Origin of the sequence: Haloferax sp. DFSO52, from assembly GCF_048158745.1 — an archaeon.
GTDB lineage: Archaea > Halobacteriota > Halobacteria > Halobacteriales > Haloferacaceae > Haloferax.
The window spans coordinates 716,862-741,243 of sequence record NZ_JBLOPB010000002.1 but is presented as its reverse complement, the minus strand read 5'-3'; the positions used below and the strand labels follow the sequence as shown (position 1 = coordinate 741,243).

General features: G+C 60.2%; 24 protein-coding genes and 1 tRNA gene. 14 read left to right on the top strand and 11 right to left on the bottom strand.

From position 1 onward, the window contains the following. Positions 1 to 207 precede the first annotated feature (207 nt). Entirely contained in the window at positions 208 to 1,905 is a 1,698-nt protein-coding gene (locus ACK3SC_RS13250; RefSeq protein WP_416840664.1) for a hypothetical protein, read from the top strand. Positions 1,906 to 2,036: 131 nt separating this feature from the next. Here the strand turns inward: ACK3SC_RS13250 and ACK3SC_RS13245 are convergent, their stop codons facing one another. The 3 genes from ACK3SC_RS13245 to ACK3SC_RS13235 form a co-directional block, all read right to left on the bottom strand. After that, positions 2,037 to 2,624, bottom strand: coding sequence for a DUF2150 family protein (locus ACK3SC_RS13245; RefSeq protein WP_416840663.1), 588 nt, complete (start codon positions 2,622 to 2,624; stop codon positions 2,037 to 2,039). Positions 2,625 to 2,861: 237 nt separating this feature from the next. After that, positions 2,862 to 3,710, bottom strand: a complete 849-nt coding sequence (locus ACK3SC_RS13240; RefSeq protein WP_416840662.1) for a TatD family hydrolase — start codon at positions 3,708 to 3,710, stop codon at positions 2,862 to 2,864. A gap of 75 nt (positions 3,711 to 3,785) precedes the next feature. Continuing rightward, positions 3,786 to 4,265 carry an NYN domain-containing protein gene (locus ACK3SC_RS13235; RefSeq protein ID WP_416840661.1) on the bottom strand — a complete coding sequence of 160 codons (480 nt, stop codon included), beginning with the start codon at positions 4,263 to 4,265 and terminating at the stop codon, positions 3,786 to 3,788. A gap of 218 nt (positions 4,266 to 4,483) precedes the next feature. Between ACK3SC_RS13235 and ACK3SC_RS13230 the strand changes: the two genes are divergently transcribed. The 3 genes from ACK3SC_RS13230 to ACK3SC_RS13220 all read left to right on the top strand — a co-directional run bounded on the left by ACK3SC_RS13230 (position 4,484) and on the right by ACK3SC_RS13220 (position 6,915). Continuing rightward, positions 4,484 to 4,744 carry a hypothetical protein gene (locus tag ACK3SC_RS13230; RefSeq protein WP_416840660.1) on the top strand — a complete coding sequence of 87 codons (261 nt, stop codon included), beginning with the start codon at positions 4,484 to 4,486 and terminating at the stop codon, positions 4,742 to 4,744. 258 nt (positions 4,745 to 5,002) lie between these two features. Then, positions 5,003 to 6,295: an ATP-grasp domain-containing protein gene (locus tag ACK3SC_RS13225; RefSeq protein ID WP_416840659.1), complete on the top strand. Its 1,293-nt coding sequence runs from the start codon at positions 5,003 to 5,005 to the stop codon at positions 6,293 to 6,295. Between the two features lie 362 nt (positions 6,296 to 6,657). Beyond that, entirely contained in the window at positions 6,658 to 6,915 is a 258-nt protein-coding gene (locus tag ACK3SC_RS13220) for a hypothetical protein (protein WP_416840658.1), read from the top strand. A 35-nt stretch (positions 6,916 to 6,950) separates the two neighbouring features. Here the strand turns inward: ACK3SC_RS13220 and tuf are convergent, their stop codons facing one another. Beyond that, positions 6,951 to 8,213 carry a translation elongation factor EF-1 subunit alpha gene (gene tuf / locus ACK3SC_RS13215; protein WP_416840657.1) on the bottom strand — a complete coding sequence of 421 codons (1,263 nt, stop codon included), beginning with the start codon at positions 8,211 to 8,213 and terminating at the stop codon, positions 6,951 to 6,953. Between the two features lie 699 nt (positions 8,214 to 8,912). On the opposite strand from tuf, the gene ACK3SC_RS13210 reads away from it, so the two are divergent. The 5 genes from ACK3SC_RS13210 (at position 8,913) to gcvPB (ending at position 14,673) form a co-directional block, all read left to right on the top strand. Continuing rightward, complete coding sequence (locus ACK3SC_RS13210) at positions 8,913 to 10,169, top strand: aminoacyl--tRNA ligase-related protein (protein ID WP_416840656.1); 1,257 nt, start codon at positions 8,913 to 8,915, stop codon at positions 10,167 to 10,169. Positions 10,170 to 10,432: 263 nt separating this feature from the next. Continuing rightward, positions 10,433 to 11,527 (top strand): glycine cleavage system aminomethyltransferase GcvT, encoded by a 1,095-nt coding sequence (gcvT, locus tag ACK3SC_RS13205; RefSeq protein WP_416840655.1) that lies wholly within the window; start codon positions 10,433 to 10,435, stop codon positions 11,525 to 11,527. Continuing rightward, entirely contained in the window at positions 11,527 to 11,907 is a 381-nt protein-coding gene (gene gcvH, locus ACK3SC_RS13200; protein WP_416840654.1) for a glycine cleavage system protein GcvH, read from the top strand. The genes gcvT and gcvH overlap by 1 nt, the downstream gene beginning before the upstream one ends. A gap of 1 nt (position 11,908) precedes the next feature. Further along, complete coding sequence (gene gcvPA, locus ACK3SC_RS13195) at positions 11,909 to 13,252, top strand: aminomethyl-transferring glycine dehydrogenase subunit GcvPA (protein WP_416840653.1); 1,344 nt, start codon at positions 11,909 to 11,911, stop codon at positions 13,250 to 13,252. After that, the gene (gene gcvPB, locus ACK3SC_RS13190; RefSeq protein WP_416840652.1) at positions 13,252 to 14,673 is read left to right on the top strand and encodes an aminomethyl-transferring glycine dehydrogenase subunit GcvPB; all 1,422 of its coding nucleotides are present in this window, start codon (positions 13,252 to 13,254) and stop codon (positions 14,671 to 14,673) included. The genes gcvPA and gcvPB overlap by 1 nt, the downstream gene beginning before the upstream one ends. 19 nt (positions 14,674 to 14,692) lie before the next feature. On the opposite strand, the gene ACK3SC_RS13185 is transcribed toward gcvPB, so the two are convergent. The 5 genes from ACK3SC_RS13185 to ACK3SC_RS13165 form a co-directional block, all read right to left on the bottom strand. Continuing rightward, the gene (locus ACK3SC_RS13185; protein WP_416840651.1) at positions 14,693 to 14,863 is read right to left on the bottom strand and encodes a hypothetical protein; all 171 of its coding nucleotides are present in this window, start codon (positions 14,861 to 14,863) and stop codon (positions 14,693 to 14,695) included. Between the two features lie 170 nt (positions 14,864 to 15,033). After that, entirely contained in the window at positions 15,034 to 16,044 is a 1,011-nt protein-coding gene (locus ACK3SC_RS13180; RefSeq protein WP_416840650.1) for a metal ABC transporter permease, read from the bottom strand. Further along, positions 16,041 to 16,820: a metal ABC transporter ATP-binding protein gene (locus ACK3SC_RS13175; protein ID WP_416840649.1), complete on the bottom strand. Its 780-nt coding sequence runs from the start codon at positions 16,818 to 16,820 to the stop codon at positions 16,041 to 16,043. The genes ACK3SC_RS13180 and ACK3SC_RS13175 overlap by 4 nt, the downstream gene beginning before the upstream one ends. Next, positions 16,817 to 17,902, bottom strand: a complete 1,086-nt coding sequence (locus ACK3SC_RS13170; RefSeq protein WP_416840648.1) for a metal ABC transporter substrate-binding protein — start codon at positions 17,900 to 17,902, stop codon at positions 16,817 to 16,819. The genes ACK3SC_RS13175 and ACK3SC_RS13170 overlap by 4 nt, the downstream gene beginning before the upstream one ends. A gap of 90 nt (positions 17,903 to 17,992) precedes the next feature. Further along, positions 17,993 to 19,114: a VIT1/CCC1 transporter family protein gene (locus ACK3SC_RS13165; RefSeq protein WP_416840647.1), complete on the bottom strand. Its 1,122-nt coding sequence runs from the start codon at positions 19,112 to 19,114 to the stop codon at positions 17,993 to 17,995. A 125-nt stretch (positions 19,115 to 19,239) separates the two neighbouring features. On the opposite strand from ACK3SC_RS13165, the gene ACK3SC_RS13160 reads away from it, so the two are divergent. The 5 genes from ACK3SC_RS13160 to ACK3SC_RS13140 all read left to right on the top strand — a co-directional run bounded on the left by ACK3SC_RS13160 (position 19,240) and on the right by ACK3SC_RS13140 (position 23,101). Then, positions 19,240 to 19,482 (top strand): glutathione S-transferase N-terminal domain-containing protein, encoded by a 243-nt coding sequence (locus ACK3SC_RS13160; protein WP_416840646.1) that lies wholly within the window; start codon positions 19,240 to 19,242, stop codon positions 19,480 to 19,482. Then, a complete protein-coding gene (locus tag ACK3SC_RS13155) occupies positions 19,479 to 20,012 on the top strand; it encodes a cob(I)yrinic acid a,c-diamide adenosyltransferase (RefSeq protein ID WP_416840645.1) in 534 nt (177 codons plus the stop codon). Before ACK3SC_RS13160 ends, ACK3SC_RS13155 begins: the two co-directional genes overlap by 4 nt. 256 nt (positions 20,013 to 20,268) lie before the next feature. After that, the gene (locus ACK3SC_RS13150; RefSeq protein ID WP_416840644.1) at positions 20,269 to 20,523 is read left to right on the top strand and encodes a hypothetical protein; all 255 of its coding nucleotides are present in this window, start codon (positions 20,269 to 20,271) and stop codon (positions 20,521 to 20,523) included. A gap of 75 nt (positions 20,524 to 20,598) precedes the next feature. Beyond that, positions 20,599 to 20,673: transfer RNA gene (locus ACK3SC_RS13145), tRNA-Val, on the top strand. A 646-nt stretch (positions 20,674 to 21,319) separates the two neighbouring features. Further along, positions 21,320 to 23,101, top strand: coding sequence for a hypothetical protein (locus ACK3SC_RS13140; protein WP_416840643.1), 1,782 nt, complete (start codon positions 21,320 to 21,322; stop codon positions 23,099 to 23,101). A 127-nt stretch (positions 23,102 to 23,228) separates the two neighbouring features. Here ACK3SC_RS13140 and ACK3SC_RS13135 read toward each other — a convergent pair whose 3' ends face one another. Continuing rightward, positions 23,229 to 23,600 carry a hypothetical protein gene (locus tag ACK3SC_RS13135; protein ID WP_416840642.1) on the bottom strand — a complete coding sequence of 124 codons (372 nt, stop codon included), beginning with the start codon at positions 23,598 to 23,600 and terminating at the stop codon, positions 23,229 to 23,231. Positions 23,601 to 23,668: 68 nt separating this feature from the next. Then, complete coding sequence (locus ACK3SC_RS13130; protein ID WP_416840641.1) at positions 23,669 to 24,352, bottom strand: haloacid dehalogenase type II; 684 nt, start codon at positions 24,350 to 24,352, stop codon at positions 23,669 to 23,671. Between the last annotated feature and the right edge of the window lie 30 nt (positions 24,353 to 24,382).

The window sequence follows — 24,382 nt, the reverse complement described above, 5'->3', positions numbered from 1 at the left end:
TATGGTTTTGTCGATAGGGAGTTACGTCGGTTGTCGATATCCACTGAATAACCACCCTCTCGTCGTTCGCTGCTCGAATCTCACCTGTTCGACTCAGCGGGTTCCAGTGATGCGAAACGGGACGCAACCGCCCGCGTGGCAGAGTCTCTCTGCTGACTGAGACTCACGGCAATAGACCTATACGCTTCCACGCGGTTTTCCCCGCCAATGGAGTTTCTCGACAGTGAACGAGGGCAGTCGATTCAGGTGGGGGCCATCCTCCTGTTCGGCATCCTCGTCATCGGCCTGTCGCTCTATCAGGCGACGGTCGTCCCGCAGGAGACGAAAGCGACGGAGTTCGAAGCGTACCTCGATGCTTCGGACGACCTCGTCTCACTGCACAACAACATCCTCACCGGTGCGATAGAAGACGTGCAGTCGGGGACTGTCGTCCGAACCGGTGTGCGATACAAACCGCGCGCGCTCTTCGTGAACCCCGGTCCACCGACAGGGAGTCTCTCGCTGTCCAACCATCGCACCATTACAGTTGTCGGTGCAGACGCTGTCGACGGAGAACCGGACTCGGTCGAGACGGTGTGGGATGGGTCTCCCCGACAGTACCAGACCAGGGTGCTTCGCTACTCGCCCGACTACAACGAGTTCGACGCCGAACCCGTCTCGGTGACGGGCATGTCGGTCCAGCGTGAGGCGGGCACGAGAGTCGTCCCACTCGGTGGGCAGACACTGCTCTCCGGAAACCGACTCACTGTCGTCGCACTCGATGGTCGAATCGGTCAGGCGGCCATCCAGACCCCACTCACCGTCACGCCCGTGACGTCGGCCACGCGAACGGTGACCGTGACGAATTCGAGCGGCGCCGACATCGAAGTTACTGTCCCCGTCGGAACCAACGCGACGGCGTGGAACCGGTCGACTGCGGCAGACCGGATGCGAGAAAACGACCGCGTCGTCTCGATTACGGATCTCGACGCTGCAACCGACTCGTCGAACACGCTCGTTCGAATCACGCTGGATGGCGACGAGACGTACGAACTCCGACTCGCAAAAGTCGAACTGTCGTCGGCGTCTGCGACATCGTCAGTCGAGGCGCCACCCCCCGAATATCTCGTCCCGGTGACGCCTGACCTTACTGTCTCGCCCGGTGAAACCGCCTCGGTGGTCGTGGAAGCCCGAGACGGATACAACAACCCGGTCGGCGGTGAAGACATCAACTTCACGCTCAGCGGCGGTGCGACACCGACAAGTCAAACCATCACGACGACCGACGAGGGCCAGTCGAAGTTCACGTTCACCGTCGATGACGACGCGTCGGGCGACATCACCATCGAGGCGTCGAGCGACTTCGACGAAAACGGGACGATAGAACCCGTCGAATCTGTGACCTACACGATTCCGGTCGTCGACGGAAGCGGGTCTGGAGACGGGTCGGGAAGTGGTTCGACCGACGAGATAAATCCGCCAAACGATTACGAGGGTGACGTCATTCTCGACGGAGCAGAAGCCGGGTCGAACACCGGTGCCAACATCGTGAACATAACGCTCAACAACACCGGCGCTGACCGAACCATCACGAGTTTCCGCGTGTCGTTCTACTACCCGGACCAGGGCGGCGAACTGGCGACCGATGTCACGTTCAACGGGTCTGCTCAACAACCCATTGGCGGTCAGCAACACACCCTCGGACCGAATAGCGTCTCCCTCCCGTCGGACGGGCGGGCGGACATCACGCTGGAGTTCTTCAAAGATGGGAGCACGAACCAACTCGGTGCCGGTGGAGACTTCTTCATCCTCAGCGTTCGGTTCGACAACGGTCAGCTCGCGACCTACTTCGTCGCCGTTCCGAAGAAAGACTCGACTAGCGGAAGTGGAACCGGCAGCGGGACTGGCAACGGAAACCCGAACTAAAGACTTCGTTCGAGCGCTATCGCCCCGACGCTGACGGCGCTCCGCTTCGTCGGTACAGTGTCGCCAGAGAGTGGCGGTGCACACGCTCTCCGGGGCGAAAACGAAGAGAAGTGGAGCGTGTGAGGCCGAAGTTAGTCTTCTTCTTCGACGACTTCAGGCTCCGAGAGACCGCTCTTGAGGCTCTCGATGCCGTCGACCCACTCGGTGACGAGTCCGAACTCGATGTCGTCGAGGACGGAGATGTCGAGGTCTTCGCCGTCGATGACGTTCGTCCCCATCTGGACGATGTAGCCGAGTGCGGCGTCTAAATCGTCGTTCGCTTCGGCGTCCGCGGCGGCGAGGACGTACGCTTCCACGTCGTCTTCGAGTTCGGATGGGCCAGCGACGATGTACTCTTCGGCCGCGAAGAACGCACACGTGAGACTCGTCTGGACGCTTCCGATGAGAATCTCACCTTCTTCGTTCTCGGACTCGAACTCGGCTTCCGCCATGACGATGTCGTGGACGGTGGCGAGTTCGTCGAGAGCGCCCTCTTCGTCGAGGGTGCCGTCGTCGTACGCGGCCAGAATCTTCGCGAGCGCGATGGCCGCGTCGTTCTGGATGTTCATCAAGAGGCGGCCGGTTTCCTCGCTTTCGAGGTCCAAGTCCTCTTCTTCGACGCGTGTCAACCAGTTCTGCCAGCGTTCCGGGGAGTAGTATCGTTCCTCGGCCTCGGTCATATCTACATCCTCCCGTGCCGGACTCAAATGCCTTTCTTATCCGATGGCAGCGTGTGCGACCCCGAAACGTGCGAAGATGACGCACGAAACTCCCCGACAACGGCGAGATGGTCGACCATTCCAGGGTCGTTCTCACTGAACAGACAGTCGGTGAGCCCTATCGAACCGCCGCTCTCACTTGTCCAACTCGCTGTCGCACCGGTCGAACTCGTTGTCTCGCTTGCCTAACTCGTTGTCTCACCGGTCGAGCGTCGCTTCGGTATCGATATCGTAGACGAGCGCAGGCGTCTCGACGTGTGCGTTTCGAACCGCAGCGTCGTATCCTTCCTCCAGCATCCAGTCCACGCGTCTGGGCACCGTTTTCGGTCCCATCACCGCACCGGGTCGGTCCGGGTCGTCGATGAAATCGGTCTCCATGAGGAACGGGTCGCCCCGTTCTGCGGCGACTTCGAGACGGTCTCTGTCGCTCATGACACTCGGGGTGCCGCCGACGAGGTGACCCTGTGCGTAGTGTTTGACGACGCGCTCGCGGGGGAGGCCGCGTTCGTCGGCCCACGACGCCACGTCCGAGAGGTCGGTCGTCGATTCGGTGTGGAGTTGCAGTGCGCAGTCACAGTCGGCAGCGAGTTCGAGTCCGTGTTTGAGCACGTCGTTCGACGCCTCCCAGACGGCGTCGGTCACGTCGTAATGCGGTCGTCCGGACTTGAGTGCGAGCGCGTCGCCCGCGCGGACGAACTCGGCGGCGGTGTCGAGGCCGGCACACATCAGGTCGTGCGCGTCTTCGGGGTCGAACCCTCTGTCGTCGACGAGTTTCGAGACCAGTCCGGGGTGGACACCGAGGACGGGCCACGCTCGGCCGTCGAGTAGTTCCGATGCTCCGCGAACCACGTCGATGGTCGTCTCGAAGACAGGGCGGAAGTCCGCACCTGTTTCGACTTCGTGGCCCAGGAGCCACGACGGTTTGTTCACGACGAGGAGGTGCGTGCCGCCACTTCTGGCGAAATCTTTGACTGCCTCGACACCGCGGCCATGGTCTGGGTCGAGGTGGAGGTGATTGTCCAGTACCGGCGTGTCGAACTCCTGCATAGACGGGTGGTCGGTCGGCCGGGAAAAAAGCGAACCGTTCGGGTTCGACGGTGTGGGCGGCGAGTGTATCGACGGTCAGTCGCGCTGTTCGTCTGCGAGTTCGTCGAGGGTGACAGCGTGCGTCGCCGCGTTCTGGAGGGCATCCGACCGGCCGTGACTGCCGGGTGCGATGGCGACCGTCCGGATTCCGTACTCGTTGGCCGTCTCCAGTGCGGGTTTGAAGTCCGTGTCGCGGGAGGCGATTGCGATGACTTCGGCACGTCCCTCGACGGCGTACCGGGTGAGGTCCACGGCGAGTTTGACGTCTACGTCGCCGCTGGTGACGATGACTTCGAACCCGCGGGCTTCGGCCGCCTGAATCAATCCCGGCGTGGCGTGTTCGTCGACGTACAGACGCGTCGCGCTCATCTGGCCGCCGAGGGTCCGCGCCGCCTCACGGATGTCGTCGAGGTCGACGTCGAACTCGTCGCGGAGGACGTTGGGGCCGTCCACGAAGAGGGCAACCCGGCCCGATGGTGCGGCATCGGAACCGAACAAGCGGCGCAGGAGGTCCATACATCACCTCACCCGGTTCCGCGTTTATAAATTTCGAGGTGAGTGCGATGAGTGAGTGTGCCCCTCGTGTGCTAACCAACGAGCCGGGGGAGGCGAGTTGGCTAAATATCCCACTAACTATCTTTCCAATCTCTGCTTGTGCTCTCGATTAGTTGGTGAAATCTCGATTTCAGTCAAGCGAGTACATATTAGCACATGCTTCTGAGATTGGTGTGCCCATGGTACGTTCCCTACATGTCGGACGAGGGCCCGTCCCTCGGCGCGCTGCCGAGACCGGTCACTCCGACATGGTCGGCGTGGCAGCAGGGACGCCAGAACGGTCATCGGGGCAGAGGGGGAACGACGTACTTGAGACCGCCGCGGTCGAGTCGCCTCCGAAGGCATCCATCCGCGCGCTCGAGAACGTCAACGGAACCCATGATGCAGGAATCGCCGCCGAACCCGCGGTTCAACGACGACAGATTCGGCGGTATCACTAACTCGTCGGCCCTCTCAGAGCGGGCACTCTCAGAGGGGTGGTGAGTAACGAGCGATATCGTGGACAGACCCGTGCAAGCAAACACATCACCCACGACGGACGTTTCATGAGCACGTCCAGATGGGGTCCACGAACACGCCGGTCGGTGGACAGTCACTGTTCTTTTCTTGCCAGAACGTTCTTCGTATCCTGACAGTCGTGGTTCTCGCACTCGCAGATTCCGCGATGTGCTGATACTACTCCACCCCGTATTGGAGGTATGGTGGGAGGTGAGTCGACAATTACGGTAGGAATTCTCGGTTTTCACGATAGCCGAGAGACGAAAGCACTCAGCAACACGATCACGGAACTGGGGCACGAAGCGGTGTGGCTTCACGAGGAAGTAATCGGTATCGACGTTTCGTCGGAGGGTGTCGAACTCGACCCAGACGTCGATATCGTCATCAACCGACTCTTACTCTCGAAATCGACGACGCCGCTCGAAGACCTCTCTATCGCCAGTTGCTACGCCGCTGTCCGTCCGGTTCTCAACGACCCGCGAAACGTCCTGTTCGCCGTCCACAAGCAGGCTACGTCGGCAACGCTCGCTGCAGCAGGCGTTCCAGTGCCGCACACCTATCTCGCGACTGGTGACGCCAAACTGAACGAAGCACGGCCGGACTTCGGGATGCCGTTCGTCTACAAGACCGCGATCGGAACCAACGGCGGCGGGACGTGGCTCGTTGAACACGAACGACCGCTGTCGGTGAGCGTCGACGACCGCCGTGCATTCATCCAAGAGTATCTCAGTGAAGCAGACGAACACCGCGATCTGAGAGTCTACGTCGTCGACGACACGATCGTCGGTGCGATGTATCGATACGCTCCGGCCGGAGACTGGCGAACGAACGTCGCACTCGGCGGCGACGTCGAAGACGCGACAGACGACATCTCCCAACAGGCCGCCTCGGCGGCACTCCGCGCAGTTCAGGCGCTCGGACTCGACTACGCCGGTGTGGACCTCATCGAAGGTCCCGACGGATGGGTCGTTCTCGAAGTCAACCCGACGGCAGGGTTCCGCGGGTTCTTCCGAGCGACGGGACGCTCGCCCGCTGCCGCGATTGCCCGACTCGCCATCGAACGAGCAGGCGGCAGTGTCGACGAAGAACTTCTCGAACGGCTGAGCCGGCAACTCGACGGCTCGCCACCAAAAGATGCACCATCGACGGTTCGCGACGACCGGGTCCCAGTCGTCGGCTTCACAGAACGAGTGACAGTCACCGGACTCAGTGGGTCGAAAGTCGTCCTCGCGAACATCGACACGGCCACCGAGACGACCCGTATCTACCCGCAGTTGGCCCTCGAAATCGGCACCGAACCGCCGTCTGTCGTCACCGACGATGCTCCCCCTCGTGTCGATATCGTCGTCGAAATCGCGGGCGATAGACGGACCGTGACCGCCGTCCTCGACGACGAAGTCGACCCCGAAACACCGCTGCGACTCGGACGCGACGTACTCAAAAATTACTACGTCGACGTGCGTCGACGCGTCAGTAGTCAACCAGCGGTGTAAGTATCCCTTGTTATATCAAGGCGGTTTGTTAACCTACTAGAGAGCCCTTTCTTGGATGCGCTCGACTCACTGCAGCCGACGAATCACAGTTTCGTGGTCGCCTGTCGATTCCCAAGACAGACACACCATCGACGATGGTGTCCCGACTCACGTCACGTCCCACGCCGGGTCCCAACAACCGGCGCGTGAAACGTGTGTTGCGAGCCAGAGTCGGGCCGTTTTGAAGCAACCTTGAGACGAGGCGACGCCATGCCTGGCCGTCGCCATACCCACGTCTAGCTACGCAACAACTGTTTCTTGGTTTATAATTATTTATCAAACGAGTCGGCGGTTTTATGCTATATTCGCCCATATTACCGAACATGCCCGAACTGGTGTCCACAAACGAAGTGAGGACGTTCACAATCGTAAACGAAGTAAACGACCACGATGCGGCGACAGTCCGAGACGAAAACGGGTCGACGTACCACGTCACCTCCTACGACGACGAGGCGCTTCGCGACTATCTCGCGACCCACCGGGCTGGTGAACAAGTCCGGATGGACATCGAACGTGCGGGCGTCCGCGCGAACGTCTGGCAGGTCTCAGCGCTCTACCCCGGTATCGAGAGCCACGCCTGACCACACGGACGGCAAAAAACAGTCGGGCTGAAGGCTCAGTCGAAGACTTCGAGCACTTTGCCGGCAGCGATAGTCTGTCCCATATCGCGAATCGCGAAACTTCCGAGCTCGGCGATTTCTGACGATGGCTCGATGCTGAGTGGCTTCTGTGGCCTGAGCGTGACGATTGCTGCGTCACCGGCTTTGATGAAGTCCGGGTTCTCCTCTGCGACCTCACCCGACGCGGGGTCGAGTTTCTGGTCGAGTGATTCGAACGTGCAGGCGACCTGTGCGGTGTGCGCGTGAATGACCGGCGTGTACCCAGCGGTGATGACCGATGGGTGTTGCATGACGACGATTTGCGCCTTGAACGTCTTCGCGACGGACGGCGGGTCGTCGGCCGGGCCACAGACGTCGCCACGCCGGATATCGTCTTTGCCGACACCACGGACGTTGAAGCCGATGTTGTCGCCGGGTCCGGCCTGACCGACCTCTTCGTGGTGCATCTCGATGGTCTTCACTTCGCCACCGGCGTCTGACGGCATGAATCGGACGTTGTCGCCGGTTTTGAGGATGCCAGTCTCGACGCGTCCGACCGGCACAGTTCCGATACCCGAAATCGTGTAGACGTCCTGAATCGGGACTCGAAGCGGTGCGTCAGTCGGCGGCGACGGTTCTGGAAGGTTGTTCAGCGCCTCCAACACCGTCGGGCCGTCGAACCACGGCATATTGTCGGAGTGCTCCGAGATGTTGTCTCCTTCGAAGGCCGAGATGGGGATAAAACCGGCGTCGTCGCTGTCGAAGCGGACCTGTTTCAGAAGTTGTTGAACTTCCTCTTTGACCTGTTTGTAGGTGTCTTCGCTGTAATCGACGGTGTCCATCTTGTTGATCGCGATGATGAGCGTCTCGATACCCAGCGTCCGGGCGAGGAAGACGTGCTCACGGGTCTGCGGTGCAACACCGTCGTCTGCGGCGACGACGAGAATCGCGTGGTCGGCCTGCGACGCACCGGTAATCATGTTCTTCACGAAGTCGCGGTGCCCCGGTGTGTCCACGATCGTGAAGTAGTACTTGTCCGTGTCGAAGCGCTGGTGGGCGATGTCGATGGTGACGCCGCGTTCACGCTCTTCTGCGAGGTTGTCCATGACGTAGGCGAATTCGAAACCGGATTTGCCCTTGGATTCTGCTTCCTCGCGGTGCTGTTCGATGATGTGTTCGGGTACGCTGCCTGTCTCGAACAGGAGTCGACCGACGAGTGTGGACTTTCCGTGGTCGACGTGTCCGATAATGGCTAAGTTTTGGTGTGGTTTGTCTGCCATGGGTATCAGGGCACTGTTGCCCAGTTTGGTAGGATATGTCACCCAAGGGTATATCCGTTTTCCCGAAACGCATCCAACCACCCGCATAATCCCGGGTTAGAGGGCCTCAGATGCCAGAATTTCGCGGAATAATAGGCTAACCTACACTTCTGGCCGTGTCTCTGACAGTCGACGAAGGAGTGTTAGACAACTTCAGAGAGGAGACCCACAGTGGTCGAATCGGCGGAGTGTTCGGAGCAAAAACAGAGATTCACAGGTCACGCATCGCGGCGGACATCTCCGCGAACGTGGCGGTGCGGCGGGCGGGCGTGGAGCGGACAGGCGTCTGTTTTTCAGAAGTTACAACAATCATAGTAACTATTTCTATCCCGGTGCTAATAAATCTATCTCCTGATTCAAACTGTGCCTGGTGACAGATAACACAGTCCGGGTTCAAACTGTGCCTGGTAACACAGTGGCAAAAAGACCGTGACACTGCCACGCATACCCAAACAAAGTTTATTCGCACACCGTGGCTCCTGACAATCGTATGGCAACAGATCATCAATTCTGTATCCGAAGCCGTGGGTCCAGCGCGACTCACGGCTGGGTTCCGCGATAGCCGTATCGACACTGTTTCTGCCCGACGACTGACGAGCATCCTCATCCTCGAAGACGAGCCTCGAGCCTGTCACACCCGCACTACTGGAGGTGGTGTGAGTGCGTCGTAGCGACGTGACGTTGTTCACGAGTCGTGAGACGCAGGGCTGGGAGAACGACACAGTCGAACTCGTCGTCCGGGCGGGCCTCGTCCGGCAGTTCGGAAGCGGACTGTTCGGCTTCACCCCAACCGGGGAGCGCGTTCGCAGGAACGTCGTCCGACGAATCGAAACCGAGATGGACGCCATCGGTGGCCAGGCAATCAGCCTGCCCAACCTCCAGCACAAAGCCATCTGGGAACAGAGCGGACGCTGGGGGAGTTTCGAGGGTGAGATGTTCACCTTCGAAAACCGCGATGGACAGGAGATGTGTCTCGCACCCTCGCACGAGGAGGGTATCGTTCACCTCGTCGACGGATTCGTTCGCTCCTACGACGACGTGCCTCTGCTCCTGTACCAAGTCGAGCGAAAACACCGCGACGACCACCCTCGAAACGGACTGCTTCGAACGAAGGAGTTCACGATGAAAGACGCGTACAGCCTCCACGCAACGGAGGCGTCACTCGACGAGCTGTACACTCGCGTCCGCGAGGCGTACTGCCGAATCTTCGACGCCGTCGGCGTCGACTTCGTCGTCGCCAGCGCACAAAACAGCGTGATGGGTGGCTCAGCCTCCGAAGAGTTCATCGCCCCCGTCGAAACAGGGAGTCTCGAACTCGTCTCCTGCCAGACCGACGGGTGTCGATTCGGCGTCACCGACGAATCGCCCGACCACAGTATCGACGCCGGCGATTCGTGTCCCGACTGCGACGAGACGCTCGTCGCGAGCGAGGGCATCGAGATTGGACACGTGTTCAAACTCGGAACCCGATACTCCGAACCCGCCGGCCTGACAGTAGACACCGCCGACGGGACGTCACAACTGGTCCAGATGGGAAGTTACGGCATCGGCGTCGAGCGACTCATCCACACGTTGGCCGAACAGCACGCCGACGAGAGTGGCCTCCGATGGCCCGTGACCGACCACGGGTCGGTCGCTCCCTACACCCTCGCAATCGTCCCCCTCGACTACGACGGAGACATCGAGGCGGCGGCCGACCAACTCCATCACGCGTGCGGGCGAGAAGAGACACTCCTCTTCGACGACGCGACCCAGACGATAGGTGAGCGCTTCGCCGAGAGCGACTTACTCGGCATCCCCTGGAAAGCGGTCCTCGGAAATCACTACCGAGAGACGGGGGCGGTCGAACTGGAGACGCGTGACGGCGAAAAGCGGTTCGTCGCACTCGACGACGTGGCCGACATCGTCGGTCGGTAGGCCACTCACGCTCCCGTTATTCGACAGAGGAGAGATATCGCCAGCGATGATTTCGGGTACGGCACGTTTCTGTATCGCAGTATTCAGTTTATTTCCGAGAATGGCAACAATATAGATGGATGCTCCGAGATGGCTGTTTTTGGCACCAGTATTGCGAATGTATGCTCTTTCTTCCTCCCTGACAAGCAAATCAATTCACAATCGTGTACACACCGCGAGAAGAGATACCAAAGCATTACTTATCGCGGTCCGCAGTGGCCCGTATGGGCCTTCGAAAGCCGCCGTTGTACGACGCCCACGCTGACGCTGGGGCGCGTTTCACGGAGTTCGGCGGATGGGACATGCCTGTGGAGTACGACTCCATCAAGGCAGAACATGCGGCAGTCCGAGAGTCCGTTGGCATTTTCGATGTCTCGCACATGAGTGAGATCGAGGTGTCCGGACCGGACGCGACTGCCTTGATGCAACGCCTGACGACGAACGACGTGACGGCCCTCGACCCGGGTGATTCGCAGTATTCGGCCATCGTCAACGACGAGGGCGTCATCATCGACGACACCGTCGTCTATCGGTTACCAGACCGCGACGACCGGGTGTATCTCTTCATCCCGAACGCAGGGCACGACGAGGAGATGTACGACCGATGGACCTCGTTCTGCGACGAGTGGGGCCTCGATGCGACTGTCGAGGACGTCACCGAAGAATGGGCAATGTTCGCAGTACAGGGCCCAGATGCGCTCGACACGGTCGGTGCTGCAGCACCCGACGCGAAGCTCGGTGACCTCTCGAAGTTCCAAGCGACGTTCGCGGACGTCGCAGGCGTCGAATGCTGGGTCGCCCGAACGGGCTACACCGGCGAAGACGGCTTCGAAGTCCTCTGTCCGTGGGACGACGCCGAGACTGTGTGGTCGTCGCTCGACGCCACACCCTGTGGTCTCGGTGCTCGTGACACCCTCCGACTCGAGATGGGCTACTTGCTCTCTGGGCAAGATTTCGACCCTGAAGCGGAACCACGAACGCCGTACGAGGCCGGAATCAGCTTCGTCGTCAAGTTAGACACCGAATTCGTGGGCCGCGATGCCCTCGAACGCCAGAAAGAAGCCGGCGTCGACGAGACGTTCGTCGGCTTCACACTCCTCGACCGAGGAGTCCCCAGACACGGGTACGATATCGCCACCGAAGACGGCGACGTCATCGGCGTCGTGACGAGTGGAACGATGAGTCCGACGCTGTCAGAACCCATCGGCCTGGGCTACGTCCCCGTCGAGTACGCGGATTCGGGGACCGATATCAACATCCTCGTCCGTGGCCGTGAGAAGCGCGCAGAGATAGTCACACCACCCTTTATCGACCGATAATGTTCGAAATTCCAGACGACCGAAAATACCTCGAATCGCACGAATGGACCACCACCGACGGCGACACCGTCCGCGTCGGCATCTCCGACTTCGCACAGGACGAACTGGGCGACGTCGTCTTCGTCGAACTCCCTGCGGAGGGCGACGAAGTCACTGCCGGCGACGAGTTCGGCGTCGTCGAGAGCATCAAGGCGGTCTCAGACCTCTACGCCCCGATTTCGGGCACTGTCGTAGCGGTCAACGAAGCACTGTTCGACGCGCCCGAACTCGTCAACGACGACCCGTACGGAGACGGGTGGATGCTCGAACTCGAACCGTCCGACACGACCGAGTTCGACGCGCTCCTCTCTCCCGAGGAGTACAGCGAGCAAACGGAGTGAGATGACGGCTGGAAACGGACGCCGGGACGGAAGTCCCTACGCGCCTCACACTGACGCCGACGAAGCGGCAATGCTGGATGCCATCGGGACAGACTCCGTCGAAGCCCTCTTCGACATCCCCGACGACGTTCGCTTCGACGACGAGTTCGGTATCGCCTCTACAGACGAACGAGAACTCAGACAGTCGCTCGCGAACCTCTTTGCCCGTAACGAGGAGTTGACTGAGTTCCTCGGCCGTGGCCACCACGCCCATTACGTCCCGGCGCTGGTCGACGACCTCTCGCGACGCTCGGAGTTCCTCACCTCCTACACGCAGTACCAACCGGAGATTGCGCAGGGGTTCCTGCAGGCACTCTTCGAGTATCAGTCGATGCTGGTCGAACTGACCGGCCTCCCGGTTGCGAACTGTTCGATGTACGACGCCGCGACGGCGCTCGCAGAGGCCGCACTCCTCGCGAATCGCCTCCGGCGCGGTGCCAGCGGCCATCGAGTCCTCGTCCCCGAGCACATCCACGAGGGCCGTCTGGGCGTCCTCGAAAACTACCTCGACGGTGCCGACATGGAGATTGCAGAATACCCGATGGACGACGGTGCTGTGGACGTAGACGCCCTCTCCGACCTCGTCGACGACGAGACGGTGATGGTCTACGCCGAGAGTCCGACCGTCCGGGGTGTCATCGAAGAACGACTCTCCGAAATCGGTGTCGTCGCCCACGACAACGACGCGCTGTTCTGCCTCGGAAGCGACGTCGTCGCCCTCTCGCTGCTGCAAGAACCGGCGAGCGTCGGTGCCGACGTCGTCGTCGGAGAAGCAGACGCGCTCGGTATCGGAACGGCCTACGGCATGGGCCTCGGCATCTTCGCAACCCGTGAAGACTATCTTCGGCAGGTGCCGGGTCGCCTCGTTGGCGTCTCCGAAGACGCCGAAGACATGCGAGCGTTCACGTTGACGCTTCAGACCCGCGAACAGCACATCCGCAAGGAGCGTGCAACCTCGAACATCTGTACGAATCAGGCGTGGGTGGCGCTTCGAACCGCCATGCACATCGCGTGGCTTGGCCCGGACCGACTCGTCGGAATGGCACAGGACGCCGTCACCGACGCTCGTGACCTTGCAGGCCGTCTCAACGACATCTCGGGAATCAAGGCACCGGTGTACGACCGGCACCACTTCCGTGAGTTCGTCGTCTACACCGACCAACCTGCACCGGCCATCACGAACGACCTCGCCGGTCGTGGGTACGCGGTCCACGCCCTCGACGACCACCACATTCAGGTCTGTATCACCGAGGTAAACGCCGACGCCGCGGACGGACTGGTCGCGGCCTTCGAGGAGGTAGCCTGATGAACTTCGACCAAGCCCGATTTAGCCGTGACGACGTGTACGAACCGCTCCTGTCCGAAAAGGACAGCACCACCGTCGAAGTCGACGCAGACGGCGTCCTTCCCGACGAGTTGACGCGCGACGAACTCACGCTGCCGGGGCTCTCGGAGCCCCAACTGGCGCGTCACTACACGCGCCTCTCGCAGATGAACTACAGCGTCGAACTGGGACCGTACCCGCTGGGGTCGTGTACGATGAAGTACAACCCGTCGTTCACCGAAGACGTGGCGGCCGACCCCAACGCAGCGGTCCATCCCGGCCGCTCGGACCGGACGATTCAGGGGACGCTCGGCCTGCTCCACGGTCTCCAGGAGTATCTCGCAGCGATCGGTGGGATGGACGCGGTGACGCTCCAACCGCCGGCAGGTGCAGCAGGTGAGTTCGCCGGCATTCTCATCGCGAAAGCCTACCACGAGGCCCACGACGACGACCGGTCTGAGATTATCATCCCGGCGTCTGCCCACGGGACGAACTTCGCATCCGCCGCGATGGCCGGGTACGACGTGGTCGAACTCCCCTCTGACGACGAGGGCAGAGTCGATATCGAGGCGCTCGAGGCTGCGATCTCCGAGGAGACGGCCGCACTCATGCTCACGAACCCGAACACCCTCGGGCTGTTCGAGCGAGATATCGTCGAAATCGCCGAGATGGTCCACGACGCAGGTGGGCTGCTCTACTACGACGGTGCGAACTTCAACGCACTCCTTGGCCGGGCGCGACCCGGCGACATGGGCTTCGACATCATGCACTACAACGTCCACAAGACGTTCGCAACCCCTCACGGCGGCGGTGGACCCGGTGCGGGCCCAGTCGGGGTCGTCGAAGAACTCGCCGAGTATCTGCCCAGTCCGATGGTCCGCGAGACGGCCTCCGGATACGAGCAGTTCGAACCAGAGTCCTCGATTGGCAAGGTTCACGGCTTCGCCGGGAACTGGCTCGTGTTGGTGAAGGCGTACGCCTACATCGCCCGACTCGGTGACGAAGGACTGGCAGATGCCAGCGCCAAGGCCGTGTTGAACGCGAACTACCTCGCGTCGCAACTCGACCTCGATGTCCCGTATAGACCGTTCCACCACGAATTCGCGGCCACGTCCGGTGACCGCGACGCAGCAGACGTTGCCAAGCGCATGCTCGACTACGGCGTCCACCCGCCGACGACGAAGTGGCCCGAACTCGTCCCCGAGGCGATGCTCACCGAACCGACGGAAGTCGAAGACAAGGCGTCGCTGGACGACTTAGCACACGCATTCAACGCCGCGTACGCTGACTCCGACGAGGCGCTCGAAACAGCGCCCTCGAAGACCAGTGCCCGGCGTATCGACCAGGTGTCTGCGGCCCGGAATCCGCGGCTCTCGTGGCAATCGCTCGGCGACGACGAATAACAGCAGAACAGCTTCGATTTTACGCTTTCGCGTACGTTTCGACGTCGTCTGTGATGTGGATGTAGCCGTAGCCACACTCGGTGCAGCGCCACTTGGTCTTCTTGCCGAGGTGGATCATCATGCTAGCCGAGAGGTAGAACGTGTCGTTGTCACAGACCGGGCAGTCGCGTTCGATCTCGAGGTCGCTCATACGAGCGAATCCGTCGGGGTTGGTGTTGAAGATATTGGTTCGAAGTCGGAAGCTGTGACTATTATAAACCGAATAGTGCGATATAGAATCGAGTAGATTGCGCTCCACCCTACCTCTGTGACGTGCAGGGCGTGAAATGGCCGTGTGGAGTACGGCTGTCGAGAATCTCGTCAGTCAGAACTCGGGTGGGCGTCGCCAGCGTCGATACTCCCGAGTTCTGGCGACGTGTCTTCGCGAACGCGCGCTTGCAGTTTCCCGATGAGGATAGAGACGACGTAGATACCCACTGCGAACAACACGATGACGCCCCCCGCAGTTGCCTCACCGTAGTAGGACGCACCGATGCCGAGAAGGACGGCAAGTTCGGCGAGGATGACCGACAGAAGGAGTGATTCGGAAAAGCTCCGTGCCATTTGGGCCGCCCCCGCGACGGGGACGACGAGCATGGCGGCGACGAGAATCACGCCCATGATCTGCATCGCACCGACGACGACGAGCGCGGTCAGCATGACCATCACGCGGTTGTACCACGTGACCGAGATGCCGGACACTTCGGCGGCCGTCTCGTCGAAGGTGACGTAAAGCAGTTGGTTGCGCGTGAGGGCGATGGTGCCGACGATGGTGGCGAAGAGAACGAGGAGAATGGCCGCGTTCTCTGCGGAGACAGTCGAGAGGTTTCCGAAGAGATACTGATTGATTCCGACCGCGAGGCCACCGGCGTTGAGACTGATGAGAACCGTCCCCAGCGCGAACCCGGTCGAGAGGACGATTGCCATCGACACGTCGTTGTAGGCGTCCGTCGCCTCCGAGATGAGTTCGATGAGCAGTGCGGCGATGACGGCGACGACGACGGCACTCAGATACGGCGAAACCCCGAGGTTCAACACCCCGTTGAGGAACAACCCGATCGCGACACCGGCGAACGCCGTATGTGCGAGTGCGTCACCGATGAGTGCGAGTTGCCTGTGGACGAGGAACGTCCCGATGAGTGGTGCCATCACCCCGATACAGAGCCCGACGAGAATGGCACGGTGCATGAACCGGTACTCGAGGAATTCGAGTCCCAGGACGTCGCCAGCGACGAACATGAGATCCGACCAGAGCGCGAGGAACCAGTACAGGGGTGCGAGCGCCACGTCTAGTGGCCCCGCCTGAAGCACAGTGAGTAGTTCGACAGTCATGGCGACCCCCCCATGAACGTCGCAGCAGTCCCGAACGCCCGGGCGAGGGCGTCACTCTCGACGAACTCGTCAGTTGGGCCGTCGAAGTAGACTTCTCTGTTGAGACAGACGATTCGGCGAGCGTGCTCCGTCACGGCACCCAGGTCGTGTTCGATGAGGAGAATCGTGATTCCGTCTTCGTTGAGTGATTCGAGCAGGTCGTAGAACGCATCGACGGATTCGGCGTCGACGCCGACGGTCGGTTCGTCCAGCACTAACAGGTCTGCCTCGCCGGCGAGTGCACGGGCGATAAATGCTCGTTGTCGTTGTCCACCCGAGAGTTTCGTCACGCGCCGGTTCGCGAACGAAGTCATCCCCACGGTTTCGAGCGCGTCGTCGACGATTCGAAGGTCAGCATCAGAGAGGCGACCGAATCCGACGTGTGGGAACCGTCCCATCTTCACGACTTCGCGGACCGTAATCGGCATCTCTTTGGACGCGCTCGCGTGCTGAGCGACGTATCCGATTCGAGCGCCGTCGTCGAAGGCGTGCGACGGTTCGTCGAACAGTCGGGCCTCGCCGTCGTCTGGCCGAAGGAGGCCGAGCATGAGTTTCATCAGCGTCGATTTTCCGGACCCGTTCGGTCCGACGACTGCAACGTACTCTCCGGTGTCGATTCGGAGCGAAATATCTTCGACGACAGGCGTCGCGGTGTACCCGAATTCGACGTTCGAGAGTTCGACGACAGCGTCTTCTGCTGTGGCTGAACGGACACCCGTGGTGCGTGCCTCGCTCATTCGAAGTTCCTCCACTCGTCGTGCCACCCGTCGTATCCGACTTCCTCCGGCGACTTGTTGCCGAGGACGACTTCGAACGTCGGCATGTTGATGTTGTACGCAATCTCTTCGTATCCCCAGTCGTTCTCCACCCAGTATTCACGGACGCCCGCGTACGGAGTCACTGGGTAATATGCTTCGACCGGCGTCTCGGCAATTAACTGCTTCGCCGGTTTTCGCGTCTCGAAGACACCAGCCCCGACGTACTCGATGTCGTTCTCGTCGATGACGCGTTTCGCCTCCGTGATGTCGGACGGCTTTACGTCGCCACTCGCAGCGAGATTGATGACGAGCGGGCGCATCTCGACGCCGTAGCGGACGCCGATGTACTGGAAGGCGTTGTGAGCGGCCAGTTGGACGACTTTCCGCTCTGCTCTGTCGAAGATGTCCTGGTAGTCGCGGTCGATTTTGTCGAGAACGTCGGTTTTGTACACCGATGCGTTCTCTCGGAACGTCGCTTCGTGTTCAGGAGCGAGTTCGACCAACCCTTCGGTGATGTTGTCGACTGACGTCTTCGCGCGCTGGGGGTCGAGCCAGAAGTGCGGGTCTCTTCCACGTCCTGCGCCCACACCTTCTTCCTCTCTGTCGAGGCTGGCGGCGAGTTCGACGAGTTCGACGCCCTCGCGTACGTTGATGAGTTGGGTATCCACGCCGTCGTCTTCGAGTGTCTGAATGGCGCGGTCAGCCCACGGTTGGAAGTCCTCTCCGACGTGGATGAACGCGTCCGCATCGACGATGTCCCTCGTAACACTCGCGTCCGGTTCCCAGCCGTGGCCGTGGAGCCCGGTTGGAATTAGATTCTTCAGCGTCACCGGTGTGTCCGCCGCCACTTTCCGTGCGAAATCGTAGAAACTGAAGAACGACGCGACGACGACGGGACCGTCTGCTGACTCTCCACCGGAAGAACCGCCGCCACTGCTCACTGTCCCTTCAGTACCGCCGAGGCAGCCAGCGAGTCCGATACTTGCGAGTCCGGCACCCGCGGCGAGCACATTCCGACGCGACACCGGTCGTTCGCGTTCCGAACGAGATTCGACTGTCATAACTATCTGAAGTAGATAGCACCTAGAATAAAGATGTGTTGGTCTAAGTTTGAATTTAGACGTGTCTAAAAATCGTGGCTCGACGGGGAGTTATCCAACTATGCCGACACCGACGAGCGACCCAATACCGTAGGTCAACGCAGCAGCAACAAGGCCGATTCCAACCTGACGGCCACCGGAGTAGAGAAGATTCCGTCCGGTCAGCACGGTGATTCCTGCACCGATAGCGAAGAGACCGACCGCACTCAGAACGAGACTCGCGACGACGCCCGAGAGACCGGAGACGAAGAAGAACGGAAGCACCGGAATGACAGCACCGAGTGCAAAGAGGACGAACGAACTCGCTGCCGCACCCCACGCCGACCCGCCGAGGTCTTCCGGGTCGATCGCGAGTTCCTCTCTCGCGAGTGTGTCGAGTGCAGTCTCACGGTCAGAGACGAGCCGGTGTGCGAGCTCTCTGGCTCGCTCCTCGGGGACACCCTTCGCCCGATAGATGAGCGCAAGTTCTTCGGCCTCTTCTTCCGGACTCGCTTCGAGTTCTGCGGCTTCGACCGAGAGTTGTCTCTCGTACAGTTCGCGGGAACTCTGCACCGAGAGCCACTCTCCCATCGCCATCGAACCGGACCCAGCGACGAGGCCTGCGAGGCCAGCGATAAGCACGGCGTCAGGTGAGAGTGACGCGCCTGCGACGCCCATCACCAGACTGAGGTTCGACACCAACCCGTCGTTCGCTCCGAGAACTGCGGCACGGAGTGTGTTTCCGCTGGTCGCACGGTGCCGACCTTCCAACATCGCGAGTGTCGTCCCCTGAACGCCACTGGTCGACTCTGAGAGTGCACGAAGTGTTCTCGCGTGGCCGTGTTCGTCGGTCGCGATATCAGTCACACCGGCAGCGAGATAGTCTGCAGCCCCATCGACCTCGCGCTCGGTCAGCGTGGAGAGGACGATGGCAGGTCCAAATCGTCGAGCGAGGAGAGCGAGCGTCCGAGCGCGCCACGATGGTGTCGCACTGAGTGGTTCGTCGTCGTCGAGAAGTTCTCGCAGTCTGTCGGCGTGGCTCCGTTCCGAGTCAGCGAGTCGCTCGTACACTGCTTCGAGTTCTGGTGTCTCTGCGAGGTCAGCCAGAACGTCGTAGAGATACGCACCATCGATTTCGTCGTGGTACGCGGTTCTGATACGAGTTTGGTCGAGTGTCTGTGCGTCGGTCATCATACTGAGCTGATACGACTCCAACCGAGATAGCATCGACCACACAGAGACCGGTCCGAAACCACTCGAGAGTCGGCACCGTGCACAGTGTCCAAATCTCTTTGGCCAGTCGCTCCTAACCACGAGTCATGGGAATCGTTCTGTATGCGCTCGATGGCTGCCCGTACTGTGAGAACGTCCACGACGCGCTCTCGGAGGCGGATGTAGACTACGAGACACACTGGGTCGAAGGACTTCACTCCAAGCGTAACGAGGTAAAGCGCGTGAGCGGTCAGCGCGCTGTTCCGGTCCTCGTCGACGAGAACCGTGGCGTGACGATGAGCGAGAGTGAGAACATCATCGAGTACATCGACTACACACTCGCACAATGAAGATATACACCGGTCGTGGCGACGAGGGAATGACAGACCTGCGGGATATGACCCGTGTGTCGAAGACGAGCAGTCGAATCGAAGCGTACGGCACCGTCGACGAGGTGAACGCGCTCATCGGAACTGTTCGACCGACGGGGTACGACGACGTCGACGAGATACTCGAGGCGGTGCAGAATCATCTCTTTATCATTCAGGCAGACCTCGCGAACCCCGATCCGGACGACGGCGACCCGCAGATTCGGTCTGAGCACATCGAACACCTCGAAACGTGGATAGACGAGGCCGAATCCGAACTCGACCCGCTGACCTCGTTCATCCTCCCGGGAGGCGGTGAGACGGGGGCAAAACTCCATCACGCTCGGACTGTCTCTCGGCGTGGTGAACGGCGTGTAGTCTCGTTGGCGGCCGAAGAGCCCGTCAACACCGAAGTCGTCGCCTATCTCAATCGATTGTCCGACGCGTTGTTCGTCTTCGCTCGTCTGGTCAACAAACGCGACGGTGTCCGTGAAGAGTCGCCAACGTACTGACGAAGGACTGGTAAACACCCACTGACGGCACCGCTTCGTATCAGTCGGAGAAAATCGTTCAGGACGGTCGAATCGTGCCCACGGTATCGCCGTCCTGGGGAGACAGACGCTGTCGGGTGACCGACCGGGAACCGATCAGACGACCCGTGTTTTAGGCACGCCTAAGAATTACAAAAGCGTATCGCTTATTCAGGGCGCCATGACACTCGGTGACAACTGACGTAATCGTTTTCTCGTCTGCGAGAGTATTGAGCGTATGAACCGTCACTTCACCGACGCGAGATACTACTTCCGGAAAGGATTCGAACACCTCTACGCAGGAATCGACGAGGAGACGGAACCGTACCGAGAGCGCCTCATGGAGCGGCTGAACCGCGAGATGGAGCCCGAAGAAGAAGCCGTCCCCCAGACGCGTCGTGAACGCGTCGAGTACGGTGCCCGGGAGGCAGCCACCCGAAGCAGAATGGCGGCCGGAAAAGTCCGACGTCGCGTGGGCCGAACGAGCTCGTAAACCGGTTCGCGTGTCCCATAATCGGGGCACAACGTAAGCCTTAATTGGCGCGGCAGGGAACCAACGTTCGTAGCCGGGTTGGTGGTCTAGCCAGGTTATGACGGCTCCTTCACACGGAGCAGGTCGGCAGTTCGAATCTGCCCCAACCCATTTTTCAGAACACTACCACGACGAGTTGTGACTCCGTGAGCATAGCGAACGGAGTCTCACGAGGAGTCGTGTTCTGAAAAGTTGTCACGGGAGATTCGAACTCGGGAGCGAAGCGAACGCGGAGCGACCAACGTTCGAATCTGCCCCAACCCATCACTCCTCGTGACGATACTGAAGGAGCACGTCGGCGTTCCCACCGAGCGTAGCGAGGTGGGAGTCAGCGAGCAGATCTCTGATTTTCGAGTGAGGGTCACACTCACACTCACTTCGTTCGCGGCAGTTCGCGAGATGGCGTTCCCATGATGCCCAAGCTCTCCATCGGGCTACCGAAACAGAACGACCGCTCAGACAAATCCAGTCTCACAGACCGGTCTGTCCAACTGTCAAGACAGTCTCACAATCAGATACTGAGTGTATCAGAATCAAACAATAACCCAAGACTTTGACAGTTAAACGAAACAGTCTTGCAGAAACTATCGTCGGTTCTGGAATGTCCCGATATACCTGTCAATATAGGCACGTACGTACATCAAACACAACCTAACCTCACAATACATTCGCATAATATGACACACATATCGAGGGCGTACTGAAACAATCTCGTCACCTTTTGTCACCCCTCGAAGTACTTTGTCACTGCGAATACATGAAAGTCAGACCACAGATTATGGGAGTCATCCTCGTCGCCGCACTGATCACAGTTGCGGCGTCGGGAATCGGCTTTGCAGCGCCGAACAGCGATACACAGGCGCTCACAGGGTCGAGTGAGACATTCCAACAACAAGCACAAGTACAGACAGGAGACCAGCAGTGCACATATCCGGCGAACGGGACGTACGAATCGTTCGACGTGAGTAACCTCAGTGCACCTTCGACGGTGCAACCCGGTGCGGCAGTGACGGTCACTGCCGACATCTCCAACCCGAACGACGCCCCGCTGATTCAGTGTGTCGAGTTCCGACTCGAAGGTGACGTCGTCGAACGGCGAGGGTGGGCGCTGAACCCCGGCGAGACAGAGACGATTACGTTCGAAGTCGATACGAGTGGACTCGACGAGGGGACGTACATCCACGGTGTCGAGACGCGAGATATGGGTGAACTGGCGACGCTGACAGTGTCCAGTGAGCCAACCGAGACGCCAACTGAGACACCAACCCCGACGCCAAATGAAACGCCGACAGCGACACCGACGCCGACAGCGACGCCAAATGAAACGCCGACAGCGACACCGACGCCAACTGAAGAGCCGACTGCATCCGTCGAATTCAACGACCAGACGAGCAACGGCTCGGCAGTGATCGTCTCGAATGCGTCCCTCTCTGAAGGCGGGTTCATCGCAATCCACAACGAGAGTGGTGCCGTTATCGGAGCGTCCGAGTACCTCGAACCCGGTGACAGCGAGCGTATCGTCGTCACGCTCTCAGTCCCGTTGACGGCAAACGCGACACTGACCGCGATGCCCCACCTCGACACGAACGGCAACCAGCAACTCGACTTCATCACCTCTGATGGTGCAGAAGACGGCCCGTACACAGAGAATGGAACGCCCGTCACCGACGACGCTGACGTGGCTGTCGAGATGGAACCGACTGAAACACCAACCGAAACACCAACCGAAACGCCAACCGAAACGCCAACTGAAACACCAACCGAAACGCCAACTGAAACACCAACCGGAGACCAGACTGCAACTGTCGAATTCAACGACCAGACGAGCGACGGCACGACAGTGACAGTTGCGAGCGCGACTCTCTCTGCGGGAGGATTTATCGTCCTCCACAGGGAGGACGGCTCGATAATTGGAAATGCGAGGACCGGTTACCTCGCGCCCGGTGAATACACGAACTTAGAGATTAGCCTGCCGACGCCGTTAGCAGAGGACGCAACGCTCACCGCGATGGCACACCTCGACACGAACGGCAATCAGGAGTTCGACTTCATCGACTCGGAGCAAACTGATGACGGCCCGTACACAGTAGACGGTGTCGCAGTCACCGACGATGCGAACGTCACTGTCGGGGCAGGAGAACCGACTGAGACGCCAACCGAGACACCAACACCGACTGAGACGCCAACCGAAGAACCCTCGGCGTCTGTTCAGTTCGACGACCAGTCGGTCCCAGGAATCGCAGTGTTGGTCGCAAATGCGACCCTCTCTGAAGGCGGGTTCCTCGTCATCCACGACGAGAGCGGTGCCGTCCTCGGCGCGTCCGCCTATCTCCCGCCAGGCGACCAGCAGAGCGTCGCAGTGACGCTCGACGAACCGCTAGCCGAGAACGCGACGCTGACCGCGATGCCGCACCTCGACACGAATGGCAATCAACAGTACGACTTCGATGGCTCGGAGGACACTGAAGATGGTCCGTACACCGAAGACGGTGAAGCAGTCACCGACGACGCGAACGTGACCGTCGAGACGAACGGATAACCAACCCTGCTGGAACGTCGCCGACCAACCACGGTTCAGGCGCGTTTCAGCTCCCAACTGCGAACTGCAGAATCGCCCCGCTGCTGTTCAGCCGATATTTTTTGGCTCCGACCTGACGAGAACGATGCTACCCGCCGAGTGCCGACAGGATGCTGTCGGGGACGGTCAAGATACCGAACACCACGAGAACGACGACGAGCCCGGTGTAGCCGATCGAGATGACGAAGTCTTTGGCGAGACTGTGAGTGGTGTACGGCTTTGCTTCACCGGAAATCACGTCGATTGCACCTTTGTGAAGTAAGATGAATCCGACGACGTTCGTCAACCAGTAGCCTGCGATGACGCCCGGGAGAAACCAGTCGCGAGAGATGAGAGCGACACCGACACCGAACGCGTACGCCAACGGGAGGTTGACCACGAGGTCGTTCCACCACGACAACGGCGACAGAATGAACCCGACGACTGCCAAGAATCCACCTTTGACTCGCCGTGTCTCCATGCGACACATTGGGTCTTCAACACGAATAACATTGCCATCAGTTAACACAACCCAAAGGTGGGACTCACCTAGACATCGAGTTCGTCTGCGAACTCCGCGATTCCGGGGACTGTGAGGTCCGGTTCCGGACCGAATGGTTCCCACGGAGAGTTCTTTCGGTTGGCCCAGACGCCTTGCATTCCTGCGTGTTGTGCTCCCATTACGTCGAACCATCCGGCGGTCACGTGTGCAATCTCGTCGATGGGCGTGCCGGTTCTCGCGGCGGCGTGTCGGTAGAGTTCGGCGTCGGGTTTGAACACGCCAATTTCGTCCGCGCTGACGATGCCGTCGAGGAGGTCGCGGATGTCCGCATGGTCGACCATCGAATCCAGCATCTCGGGGTTGCCGTTCGAGACGACGTAACACGCGTAGCCCGCATCACGCAGTCGTTCGATGGAGTCTCGCACGTCGTCGAACACGTCGAGTTCGTGGTAGACCGCGAGAATCTCGTCACGCTCTGTCTCTGAAACCGGCACGTCGTGCGCGTCGAGCGCGTACTGGAGCGCGGCGCGGTTCACTTCGTAGAAGGGGCGGTACTCGTCGATGTGATTTCCGACGAAGGTGTACTCGAGCGACCGGGAACGCCAGAGCTTCGAGACGGGTTCTGGGTCGTTCACGCGGTCAGCGAGCGCGTTCTCGGCAGCATCGACATCGACGAGCGTGCTGTAGGAGTCGAAGGTGACAGTCGAAATTCGGGTCGTATCAAAAGCCATAGCGATGAGGTTCGGTGTGGGGTGTGTTAA